This is a genomic window from Mesorhizobium sp. M7A.F.Ca.CA.004.12.1.1 (assembly GCF_003997835.1).
Taxonomy (GTDB): domain Bacteria; phylum Pseudomonadota; class Alphaproteobacteria; order Rhizobiales; family Rhizobiaceae; genus Mesorhizobium.
In genome coordinates, this window is sequence record NZ_RZRK01000101.1 from 1 (window position 1) to 11,299 (window position 11,299).

General features: G+C 61.8%; 12 protein-coding genes and 1 tRNA gene. 4 read left to right on the forward strand and 9 right to left on the reverse strand.

What is annotated here, in order from left to right:
* Both EN984_RS07820 and chvE read right to left on the reverse strand, forming a co-directional pair.
* Window positions 1-238, reverse strand: a 238-nt coding sequence (locus EN984_RS07820) for an ATP-binding cassette domain-containing protein (RefSeq protein WP_127383691.1), incomplete at its 3' end; no start/stop codon positions are given.
* 121 nt (window positions 239-359) lie between these two features.
* Window positions 360-1,430: a multiple monosaccharide ABC transporter substrate-binding protein gene (gene chvE, locus EN984_RS07825; RefSeq protein ID WP_127266709.1), complete on the reverse strand. Its 1,071-nt coding sequence runs from the start codon at window positions 1,428-1,430 to the stop codon at window positions 360-362.
* 313 nt (window positions 1,431-1,743) lie between these two features.
* Here chvE and EN984_RS07830 point away from each other — a divergent pair, with 313 nt between their 5' ends.
* Both EN984_RS07830 and EN984_RS07835 read left to right on the forward strand, forming a co-directional pair.
* Complete coding sequence (locus EN984_RS07830; RefSeq protein WP_127266710.1) at window positions 1,744-2,733, forward strand: LysR family transcriptional regulator; 990 nt, start codon at window positions 1,744-1,746, stop codon at window positions 2,731-2,733.
* A 130-nt stretch (window positions 2,734-2,863) separates the two neighbouring features.
* Complete coding sequence (locus EN984_RS07835; RefSeq protein ID WP_127266711.1) at window positions 2,864-3,100, forward strand: hypothetical protein; 237 nt, start codon at window positions 2,864-2,866, stop codon at window positions 3,098-3,100.
* Window positions 3,101-3,102: 2 nt separating this feature from the next.
* On the opposite strand, the gene EN984_RS07840 is transcribed toward EN984_RS07835, so the two are convergent.
* The 6 genes from EN984_RS07840 to EN984_RS07865 all read right to left on the reverse strand — a co-directional run bounded on the left by EN984_RS07840 (window position 3,103) and on the right by EN984_RS07865 (window position 9,012).
* A tRNA-Gly gene (locus EN984_RS07840) sits at window positions 3,103-3,176 on the reverse strand.
* Window positions 3,177-3,253: 77 nt separating this feature from the next.
* Complete coding sequence (locus EN984_RS07845) at window positions 3,254-5,167, reverse strand: acyltransferase family protein (RefSeq protein WP_127266712.1); 1,914 nt, start codon at window positions 5,165-5,167, stop codon at window positions 3,254-3,256.
* A 196-nt stretch (window positions 5,168-5,363) separates the two neighbouring features.
* A complete protein-coding gene (locus EN984_RS07850; protein WP_127266713.1) occupies window positions 5,364-6,845 on the reverse strand; it encodes a hypothetical protein in 1,482 nt (493 codons plus the stop codon).
* Between the two features lie 38 nt (window positions 6,846-6,883).
* Complete coding sequence (locus tag EN984_RS07855) at window positions 6,884-7,351, reverse strand: GtrA family protein (protein WP_236383387.1); 468 nt, start codon at window positions 7,349-7,351, stop codon at window positions 6,884-6,886.
* Window positions 7,329-8,030 carry a class I SAM-dependent methyltransferase gene (locus EN984_RS07860; protein WP_127266715.1) on the reverse strand — a complete coding sequence of 234 codons (702 nt, stop codon included), beginning with the start codon at window positions 8,028-8,030 and terminating at the stop codon, window positions 7,329-7,331. Before EN984_RS07860 ends, EN984_RS07855 begins: the two co-directional genes overlap by 23 nt.
* Window positions 8,023-9,012 carry a glycosyltransferase family 2 protein gene (locus EN984_RS07865; protein ID WP_206517189.1) on the reverse strand — a complete coding sequence of 330 codons (990 nt, stop codon included), beginning with the start codon at window positions 9,010-9,012 and terminating at the stop codon, window positions 8,023-8,025. Before EN984_RS07865 ends, EN984_RS07860 begins: the two co-directional genes overlap by 8 nt.
* Window positions 9,013-9,285: 273 nt before the next feature.
* On the opposite strand from EN984_RS07865, the gene EN984_RS07870 reads away from it, so the two are divergent.
* Window positions 9,286-9,549 (forward strand): DUF6460 domain-containing protein, encoded by a 264-nt coding sequence (locus tag EN984_RS07870; protein ID WP_013533620.1) that lies wholly within the window; start codon window positions 9,286-9,288, stop codon window positions 9,547-9,549.
* A gap of 66 nt (window positions 9,550-9,615) precedes the next feature.
* Here the strand turns inward: EN984_RS07870 and EN984_RS07875 are convergent, their stop codons facing one another.
* Entirely contained in the window at window positions 9,616-10,521 is a 906-nt protein-coding gene (locus tag EN984_RS07875; RefSeq protein WP_127266717.1) for a histone deacetylase, read from the reverse strand.
* Between the two features lie 131 nt (window positions 10,522-10,652).
* Between EN984_RS07875 and EN984_RS07880 the strand changes: the two genes are divergently transcribed.
* The coding region (locus tag EN984_RS07880) for an MATE family efflux transporter (RefSeq protein WP_245480042.1) at window positions 10,653-11,299 on the forward strand (647 nt) is incomplete at its 3' end.

The window sequence follows — 11,299 nt, forward strand, 5'->3', positions numbered from 1 at the left end:
CGCTGTCATGGATGCCTTTGAACTGGCATTCCCCGCCGTTAAAGATGATCTGGCCGTCATAGGTTCCTGAGGGATAGACGCCCGACAGCACCTTCATCAGCGTCGACTTGCCGGCGCCGTTCTCGCCGACCACGGCATGAATCTCGCCTTCCTCGACGCTGAGGTTGACGTTCGACAGCGCCTTCACGCCGGGGAACGTCTTGGTGATGTCGCGCATCTCCAAAATCGTCGAGGCCATGGGACAACCGCTCCTTGAGAGGTCGGCAAACATTGCCGGCGAGGTCGGCGACAATACCGGGCTCGCTGGTGAACGAAAAGGGGCCCTGCGTTGCGCAGGACCCCTGACTTTGGAACCGGGGTTACTTCAGTTCGTCGGCCTTGATGTAGCCGGAGTCGACGACCAGTGCCTGGTAGTTCGACTTGTCGACCTCATGCGGCGTCAACAGGATCGAGGGAACGACCTTGACGTCGTTGTTGTAGGTCTTTTCATCGAGGCCGTCCGGCTTGCCGCCCGAGAGCACCTTGTCGACGAGTTCGACGGTGGCCTTGGCCAGTTCGCGGGTGTCCTTGAACACGGTCGAGTACTGCTCGCCCGTGATGATAAGCTTGACCGAAGCGGTCTCGGCGTCCTGGCCGGTCACGATCGGCCAGGGCTGTGCGTCCGTGCCGTAGCCGACGGCGCGCAGCGAGGCGGTGATGCCGCGCGACAGGCCGTCATAGGGCGAAAGAACGCCATCGACGCGGCTGCCGTCCGAATAGTTGGCCGACAGCAGATTGTCCATGCGCGCCTGGGCAGTGGCGGCGAGCCAACGCAGCGTGCCGACCTTGTCCATGCCGGTCTGGCCGGACTTGATCTTGATCGAGCCGTCGTCGATCAGCGGCTGCAGGACGGAGATCGCGCCGTCGTAGAAGAAAAAGGCGTTGTTGTCGTCGGGCGAGCCGCCGAACAGTTCGACGTTCCACGGCTTGGTGTTCGGGAAGCGCTCCTTGAGGCCCTTGACCAGCGAATTCGCCTGGATCACGCCGACGCCGAAATTGTCGAAGGTGGTGTAGTAGTCGACATTGGCGGTCTTCTTGATCAGGCGGTCATAGGCGACGACGACGACGCCCGCGTCAGCGGCCTTCTGCAGAGCATCCGACAGGGTGGTGCCGTCGATCGAAGCAATGATCAGCGCCTTCGGGCCTTTGGTGATTTCGTTTTCCAGCTGGCTGAGCTGGTTGGGGATGTCGTCCTGCGCGTATTGCAGGTCGACGGTGTAGCCGAGAGCCTCGAGCTGGGACTTGACGGCGTCGCCATCATTGATCCAGCGCTGCGAGGTCTTGGTCGGCATCAGCACGCCGACAAGACCCTTGTCGGCTGCGTGCGCCGAGTAGGTCATGGCAGCGATGCCAAGGGCCGCGACGGCGGCCAGTGTCTTGATGATTTTCACTTTAACTCTCCCTGTTTGATGGACGCGGCACCCCGGGGGTCGCGGGCCGCGCAATCGTGCAGAAGCGCCAAGGGCACTGCTGCCGTCATATCGATCTCCGGTATCCTCCCATGGCCCCGAGACGCTGATTCAATCGATACGATTTTTCTCGTCAGCGACCGTCACGTCTTGGAACGCGCGGAGGGTGTGGGTCTTTGCCATAACTGTCAAATGCGATCTTTGATGGTTGCTATATCATGGTTGGTATATGTATTGGGACGTGACGGGCTGACTCCAAGGTCGGCCTTACACGAGCAGAAGGCAGGGAAAAGCGATGGCGCGGCCCGGGAATCCGACAACAGCTTCAAATGGTTACAGAGAAGCACGGGGCGATGGCGAAACCCTGCTGCGCAGCGGTCTCAGTCTGCGTCACATGCGCATGATCGTCGCGCTAGACGACCACAGCCGGGTCAGCGCGGCAGCCCAGGTTCTGAACATTTCGCAGCCGGCGGCCTCGCGCATGATCGCAGAGATGGAGGCGGTGCTGGAGGTCAAGCTGTGCGAGAGGCTGCCGCGCGGTATCACCTTGACGCCATACGGCAAGGCTTTGGCCAGGCGGGCGCGCTCGATCCTGCTGGAGATGCGCGAGGTGGACCGCGAGATTTCCGAACTCAAGGCGGGCAAGGGTGGTTCGGTTTTCCTGGGTGCCGTGACCGCGCCGGCAATCGAGCTGGCGGTGCCGGCGATTCGTGAAATCCGCCGCATCTATCCGCGCATCGAGATCACCATGCAGGTCGAGACCTCCAATGTGCTGGCACGCGAGCTGATCGCCACGCGCCATGACTTCATCATCGCGCGCATCCCGGACGACCTCAATCCGCGGCTGTTCGAGTCGCGCGTCATCGGCGTCGAGAAGGCCTGCCTGATCGTGCGCCGGGGCCATCCGCTCACCAAGGGCGAGGCGGTGCGGCTGGAAGAGACCGCCGCCTATGACTGGGTCTTCCAGTCTGGCGGCTCGCCCTTGCGCCAGGCGATGGAGAGCAACTTCCTCAACCGCAACATCGCTTTGCCGGACCGTATCCTGAACACCAGTTCGCTGCTCCTGACCCTGGTCATGGTCGCGCAATCCGATGCCATCGCACCGGTCTCTGTCCAGGTGGCGAAATTCATCCAGAACCCTGACGGGCTGGCCGGCGCCATCGACGTCGTCCAGACCGAATTCGACATCGAGGTCAGGCCCTACAGCCTGATCACGGTCAGGAATCGCGCACTGTCGCCGGCCGCCAAGATGCTGCACGACTTCATTCTGAGGGAAGTGGGATGATGGCTCGCTCGGGTAAGGTTGTCCGGCGAAAGCACCGCCAGGCCGAGGCCGGCGAAAGCGAGCTGGGAACATTATTTCCCGCCGATGCGTTCATGATCTTGCAAGGGGCGATTTCTTCTGGAGGCTGAACATGCGCAGCTTCGAAATCATCGATCTGCTTTGCGTGATCGAGGCCTGCAAGCACGATCGATCGGTCGGGAATTTCGTTTCCATGGCTGAAGGCGTTGAAGAATTGCGGGTGTTGACCGGCGATTTCGTTTCATCGGATGACGTGGCGGCAAACGCCCTCGCAACGGTGGCGCTTGCGCGAGGCTGCTCGGTTGTGTTCGACGAACAGGCAGGCGCTGAAATGGTTCTGACGCCTTAGACTGGAGCGGGTAGAGGGAATCGAACCCTCGCGTTCAGCTTGGGAAGCTGACAAGCTACCATTACATCATACCCGCGTGCGCCCTCGTTACCATGAGGGTTAGCCTTCGGGCAATCGCAAAGCGGTCTGTTCTCACGACGGTCGTGCTGCGGATCACGGCGCGCCCACGGCCGTGAATTGCCGTTTTGCCTCCGCGACCTCATTGCTGGTGGCGAAGCTTGGCCAGTATTTCGAGATGGCCAGCGTCGCGCCGGCGGAAGAGAAGTGGCCATAGTCGAAGTAGAGAAATTCATTGGTCGTGGCATCGGCGTATGAACAACCGGCCGAGTCGCACAGATACGTCAGCGGATCTATGAAATCGGCCCCTTTGGTGAACGGCAGAACCCGTGCGTTGATGTCCGGATCCATAGCCATCGGCCAGGATGTGGTTCCGGCATGCTCCCGTCTCACCAAGAAAGCGATCTTCTGGACGTCGGCGATGAATTCCGGAGACTGGCCGACGGTATAGACCTTGACCCCCATCCCGCGAAGCCGATCGATCGTCTTCTGCAGGCCGTCGAAGCCCCTGGCCTGGTAGTCGGTCCATCGGCCGCTCAGGATCACCGCCTGGATGTTGGCGTCGCGAATGATCGACAAGGCCCGTTCGTTGAAGCGGGTGCAGGCGGGCCGAGCATAGGAAAAATAGGTCAGGTCGGGCGGACAGCCGGCATAGGTGTATTGGATGACATTGGCCTGGATTTTCTGGGCGTTGGGCTCAAGTCCCGGAACATAGTGGGCAGCGAAAGAATCGCCCCACAGCAGCACATTGGTGGCAAAGCCCGTTGTCCGGGTGCAGTCGGCAAGGTTCCAGTCTTCGATGCGGGTCCCGTTTTCGTTGAAACAGATGCCGTTGCGCCAGTCGCCGACCCGGATACGTTCTGTCGAGAAATCCGGAAACCGTTGCGGGAAACCGTTGCCCAGTGCGCCGGCCAAACCACCGGCGCACAGCAGCACGATTGCCGTCGCCGAAAAGGCGAAGATGGGCAGTGGGGCGGTATAGGCTCGTTTGTGGCGGAAGGGTTGCTCGACGTATTTCCAGGAGAATGCCGCCAAGGCGAAACTGGCAACCGTCATCGCGATAATCGTTGGCACACCGACAGTCTTCAGGGAGAGATAATGGACGAAGGAGTTGATTGGCCAGTGGACGAGGTAAAGCGAATAGGAAATGAGGCCGACCCAGACCAGCGGCGCCAACCGAAGCACGCGAGTGGCGACAGGTGCCGGCCTGTCGGCGCTATCCTGGCCAGCATAGATCAGCAGAGCTGTTCCGATGCAGGGGAATAGGGCATTGTAGCCGGGAAACGGATCGCTGTCCGAAATCATCACAAAGCCAAATGCAATGAGGGCAAAGCCGGCGAGGCCGATCAGGTCCGCCGCCAGCCGACTGGCTAGGACCGGAGGCTTCCGCAACATCAGCATGGCGCCCAGCGCCAGCTCCCATATGCGCGTCGGCAAGAGATAGAACCCTGCCGTCGGTGCCAGCGAGGTTGCTATGACTGCCAGGGCAAAGCTGCCGATGGCCATCGGCAGAAGTACCGTCAGCCAGCGCTTCGAGACGTATCGGTAGATCAGATAAAGGAGGATCGGCGCGAAGATATAATACTGCTCTTCCACCGAAAGCGACCATGTGTGCAGGAGCGGCCGCAGTTCGGCGTCGATGGAGAAATAGTTCGTCGTTTTCCAGAAATAGATGTTCGACCAGAAGGTCGAGGCGGCGATCACGCTGAGGCTGAATTCGTGGAGATCCGAAGGCAGAAGGATGAACCAGGCGGCAATGCTCGCGAGCAGGATGACGAAGGTCAGCGCCGGCAGGATGCGCCGTGCGCGGCGCCAGTAGAAGCGGCCGATCGAGAATTGGCCCCGCTCAAGATCATCGAGCAGGCTGCCGCTGATCAGATAGCCCGATATGACGAAGAAGATGTCGACACCGGTGAAGCCGCCGGGAATGGCGGACACGCCGAAATGGAAGAGCACGACAGGCAGCACCGCAACGGCCCGCAGACCGTCGATGTCGCGCCGGTAGTTCATCCGGCCGGCCCGCGCGCGACCACCAGGATCCGTGCGGCCGCACCCGACACGCTCATGCGGCGATGTCGTCGATCGTGCTGAAAATCCCGGCTCGTCGATCTCACAGGCTTACCCTCAGGCAGCAATTTTGCTGCGCTGCAACATGGGTGTCAAGGCATATATTGCTGTCGCGAAATTCGCCAGGAACGCACCGGGATCAGGCGCCGGGCAGATAGATTACCGCGTAGTCGTCCGAATAGGCCCGTTTCCAGCCCAACTGGTCGAAGAAGGGAATGCGGCTGTCGTCGGCCGATAGCAGCGCCCAATCTATTGCGTATTTCTTCAGGCGGGCTTCGAGGAGCGGCTTGCCGTCGCCGCGTCCGGTGTCGTTATCGCTCTTTGTGAAACCGCCGAGGAACAGCTGGTCCGTCCGTCCGTCGATATAGGTCTTGAACCCGTGGAAAATCAGCGTGCCGCCGAAATTGTAGGAATTCAGCACGTTGCCGGATAGATGATGGCTTTGCGCGAATGCCAGCGCCCCGCTGGCCGATGTCTTCGGACTTGGCGCTACCTGATAGACGCTGCCGAGCACAGCGACCCCGCCAATCAGCAGAACGGCTGCCGTGCCGCAAATGGCGTAGAACCGTCTGGCTAAGAATCTCTCCAGCCCGTCGCGCTTTTCGGCCAGCCACGCGGTGGCTGAAAGCGAGGGATATTGCTGTGCGACCTCGGCCGCCATCACCAGCGGAATCAGCAGGAAGAACAGGTACATGAAGCGCACATGGGCGAGATAGACATGCAAGGTGAAGACGACGAACAACGCCTTGGCCCAGCCAATTCGCAATCGGGACACTAATAGCCCGAAAAGCGCCAGCAGCATCACCGCTTCCTGGACGGGACTGTCCGGCGGATTGAACGGTTTCCATTCCATGATCAGCGACACTGCCTCGTTGCCGTAAGCCACGGCGAGCGTCGCCAGGATGGCCTGGACGCCGTACGGGTGGATCAGGCTGACCAGCGGGCAAAGCAGGCCGAACGCGATCCACTTCGCCAGCAGGGCCGGTTTTGACAGGCCCGTGCGCGCCAGCAGATCGAGACCGGCGAAAGCCGCGATGACGAAGCTCAAGGTGAAGGTGGCGTGCAGGTTCGCCCATAATACGACCAGCACAAGCAGCCACCAGGGCGGCGCCCGTTCTTCCCTCGCCGCACCGAACAGCACCGCCGTCCAGATGACGATGATCGGGAAGGTGAAGACATGCGGACGCGCCGTGAAGATCGGGTTGATCAGGAACACCGCCGCGAAGGCCAGTGTAATCGCCAGGATCGGTTTCAGCCATGCGCTGAGAAACCACCCCATGAGGAAAACCGTCAGGGAGATCGAGGCGATGATCGCGGTGACGACCACGTTCCAGCCGCCCGCCCGGTAGGCAAGAGCCAGCAGGACCTGCCCCAGCCATTCCTTGGCAATCCAGGGCTGGCCGGCAAACGTGTAGGAGTAAGGATCGACCGTCGGAAATGTCCGGTTTGTCAGGAAATCGAGACCGACTTTCACTTGCCACCAGCTGTCGGGATCCTGCAGGGTGGCGCCTGCCTGGGCAGCCAACGCACCCGCCATCGCCAAGGCCGCGAGCAGGCAGAAGATCAGCCTGTTCCGCTCGTTGTATGTCGCGGCCGCCACACTGGCCTGAGCGTCGTTCATGATGCGCCGCCTCTGATCGGTTCCGGTGACAGTTGGGTTCAAGGTGTTGGACTGGCGGGCTGCCGCCGAGGCTTGTCGGCCACCCGAACTGTGCGGTCGGTGCTGTCGTCCCCACGTCCCACAAACACGAAGCGGGCCGAGCCAAGATAGAAAACCACCGAATAGACGCAGATTCCCGCGAGGTGGACCAGCGGGTTTTCGACGATGCCTGCCGAACGGGCGGCGATCACGACGGCCAGATTGATGCTGTAGGCGACCAGAAAGACACCCCCGTAGCGCAGCGCGGTTCCGGGCTGGAAGCCGTCGACTCTGCTGAAGGTCCATTGGCGGTTGAGGAAGAAGCCGAGGACAAGGCCGGCGGCATAACCCGTGGCGTTGGCAAGGATGTCGCCCAGACCAAGCGCAAGCCCGGCCAGGATGACCGCGTATCCCAGCGCCGTGTTCAACAGACCGACGGCGCCAAATCGCAGCATCCTCGGGAAGTCAAACGGCAGGCTTGACCACATGCGCAAAATATTGGGCTCCGACAGGTACCTTGGTGAGGAAGCGCTCGAACGGCCTCAGTCTCGCAAGCATCCGAGGAAAGAAAATCCGGTAGACGATCCTCGTATTGGCAAGGCCCGCCTCGGCCATGCGCCCGCGCATCTCGCGCGAATTTATCAAAACCGCGTTTTCGTCGAAGGCACAGTTTCTCACCGCGTGCGTGGTCAGCGGGTTCCAGGGATTGTGTTCGAAGACGAAGAAGCTGCCGCCATCGGCCAGCACCCTGCCGATCTCGGCGAACAGCCCGATCTGCAGGTTCTCGGGAATATGGTGGAAGACGCAGGCCGCGAAGGCCAGGTCGAAGCTGCCGTCGGCAAAGGGAATTGTCTTGCCGTCGAAATGCGTGAAGGCGGCCTGGCCGGGAAAGCGCTTGCTGGCGATGTCGAGCGATTCCCGCGAAGGATCGAGCAAGGTGATCTCCGCGTCGGGAAACGCGTTGCGCATATGGCCTAGCGAATTGCCGACGCCGGCGCCGAAATCCAGTATTCGTCGCGGTTTGACACCGGCCCGCCGCAGCGTCGCGGCGACGTCGTCGATCTTGTACCTGGCGAAGAAATCCGGGTTTTCGCCGCTCAGCCTTATGCTTGCGGCATGCTGCTCCTGATATTCCCGCGCAAACCGGTCGAACTCCGCCTCAAGCACGTGCGGCCCTCTTTGCCATCTCCTGCAGGCGATGGACCGGCAATTCGCCGCCCTCCACTGCCTGGCTGCGCGAAACGATCTCGTTGACGAAGTAGAGCGGCCGCCGCTTTGTCTCCATGTACATGCGCCCGAGATACTCGCCGAAGATCCCGAGCACCATAAGCTGGACGCTGCCGAGGATCAGCACGATCGCGGCAAGGCTGGTCCAGCCGGGCAACACGTTCCCGACCGACCATTCGAGCAGCGTGTAGCCGAGCACGACCAGGCCCAGAAGCCCGAACATCATTCCGAGCAGCGAGGCGAACCGCAAAGGGACGATGGAGAAGCTGGTCATCGCGTCGACCGCCAGAAGAAGCATTTTCTTCAGCGGATAATGGGTGGTTCCGGCAAAGCGGCGGTGCCGCTCATAGGGAAAGGCCACCTGTTTCAGCCCGATCCAGCTCACCATGCCGCGAATGAACCTGTAACGCTCTGGCATCGCGTTCAGATGGTCGAGCGCGCGACGGTTCATCAGCCGGAAATCTCCGGTATTGGGGGCTATGTCGACGTCGACCATCCGGCGCAGCAAGCGATAGAACATGGACGCGGAGGCGAGCTTGAACCAGCTTTCGCCATCGCGCGTCAGCCTCTGGCCGTAGACCACATCGAAGCCTTCGTTCATCTTCGTCATCATCGCGCCGAGCAGTTCAGGCGGATCCTGCAGGTCGGCATCGAGAATGAGAATGCGCTGGCCGCGACAGAATTCGAGCCCGGCGCTCAACGCGATCTGATGGCCGTAATTGCGGGCAAGGTCGATGGCGACGACATGGTCGTCCTTTTCAGCCAGCTGGAGAATGGCTTCGCGCGTGCCGTCGGTCGCGCCATCGATGACAAGGACGATCTCGTAGGAAGGGCCTTGTTCAAGGCATGCGGCCGTTACCCGCCGATGCAGTTCGGCCACGCCATCCAGCTCGTTGTAGCATGGGATGACCACCGACAGCATGACGCCGCGTCGCGCGGTGTTTCTCTCCGTCTCCACCAAAGCCTTGCTCCCGCTATCCGATTGGGAATAGCGGCAATTGGTTAGAAAACAGATAAGCCAGCGGGATCGCTGCGGCAGTAGCCGGCAGTCTGCCATGCGCCTGGGCTCGGCTTGCGGCCACACTATGCTCGGTGTCTCGCTATCCCGCAGAACTCCCGGCTTGAAGCGGACAAGCCAAGTGCGTATGTCTGGCTGACGCCCTCTAGCCAGGGTACCTCAATCTGGAGACGGGCCTTGTCCGCATTGACGCGCTTTCTTGGCGACTCGCCGCTCAAGGTGATCCTGAAACTGCTGGTGGTGTCTTTCCTCGTCGGCCTGGTCATGAACGCCTTCGGCTGGTCGCCGATGGATGTGCTCTACGGCATCCGCAAATTCTTCATGGACCTGTGGAATCTTGGCTTCCACGCCATCGACCGTTTCCTCGGCTATATCCTGCTGGGCGCGGCTATCGTCGTGCCGGCGTTCATCCTGTTGAGGCTCGCCAACTACCGGAAGTAGAGCATGATCCCGAACCGCAGGTCCGCGTCAGCGAACCCTGGCACCCGGTTTTTGGACAAGATCGTACTATCGGGCGTGGCCCGCGGCCACCTCGAACAGGATGGCGTGGCGCGCGGCAAGCGTGGGCACGTCAGTTGAATAGCCACCCCCGATGACGCCGCAGACCGGAACGCCCCGCGTGCGAAAGTGGCTGATCACCATGTCGTCGCGGGCGCGCAGGCCGTCATCCGATAGCGACAGCCTGCCAAGCCGGTCCTCAGCATGGACGTCGACGCCGGCATTGTAGAACACGATGTCCCAATGGGCTTGGGCGGAGAGCTCCGGCAGGATGGCGGCGAGCCTCTTCATGTAAGCGGCGTCACCCGTGCCGTCGGGCAGCGCGACATCGAGGTCGGAGGCGATCTTGCGCACGGGGTAGTTGCGGTCGCCATGCATGGAAAAGGTGAACACGCGCGGATCATCAGCGAGAATATCCGCCGTGCCGTCACCCTGATGCACGTCGAGGTCGACGATCAGGATGTTTTGTGCCGCGCCTTCGGCGAGCAGCACCAGCGCGGCGACGGCGACATCGTTGAAGGTGCAGAAGCCCGCTCCTTGCGCGCGCCGCGCATGATGGCTGCCGCCGGCGGTGTTGCAGGCAATGCCGTGGCGCAAGGCCAGCCGCGCCGCCAGCACGGTGCCGCCGGTGGCAAGCTGCGCGCGCAGCGAGACGCGGGGTCCGATCGGAAAACCGATCTCGCGCTCGATCTTCTCGGGCACGCGGCAGTTGACGACCTGGTCGACATAATTCGCCGCATGGGCAAGCTCCAGCCATGACACCGGTGCCGGTTCGGCGGTGCTGAGCGCGTCGGGGCCGGCGAGGCCACGTGAACGCAGCGCCTCCATCAGCAGTGGATATTTGCTCATCGGAAAGCGATGGTTGGTGGCGAAGCCGGCATCGTAGTCGGGATTATGGACGATCTGCAGGGGCATGAACTGGATCCGGCGGCTCGCGCCAGGCCGGGGATTTCGGTTGGCCGTCACGGGAAGAGTGATTGCGCGGTGGCTGGAAAATGGGGCACATCGGCAGTTCGATCAAGCCGCAATCAGCAAGGCAGCAATCCTTGGACCAGGGTGCAACCCCAGCCGACGCCAGATCCCCAATCAACCCCGGATCATTTGTCGTCACCAATCGTTCCGTGCTCGCCATCGCCGTGCCGATGACGCTTGCCTATCTGACGACGCCGATGCTCGGCCTGGTCGACACGGCTGTCATCGGCCAGTTCGGCGATGCCGCCTTGCTTGGCGGCCTGGCGGCCGGCGCATTGATCTTCGACGTCGTCTTCACCTCTTTCAATTTCCTGCGCTCGGGCACCACCGGGCTTGTCGCACAGGCGTTTGGGCGCGGCGACGCCCTGGAGGAACAGGCGGTGTTCTGGCGCGCCGTGCTGATCGCGGTTATCGCCGGCATCGTGCTCGCTGCCCTTGCGCCGCTGGTCGCCATCGCCGGGCAAAAGTTCATGGGCGCCGAACCGCGCGTCAGCGAGGCGATGGGCGTCTACATCAGGATCAGGCTGCTCGCGGCGCCGTTCTCGCTGATCAACTACGCCATCCTCGGCTATGTGCTGGGGCGCGGCGAGGGCGGGCTTGGGCTGATGCTGCAATTGGTGCTGAACGGCATCAACATCGCGCTCTGCTTCGTGCTTGGGTTGGAACTTGGCTGGGGTGTCGCCGGCGTTGCCTGGGCGACCGTCACCGGTGAGTTCCTGGC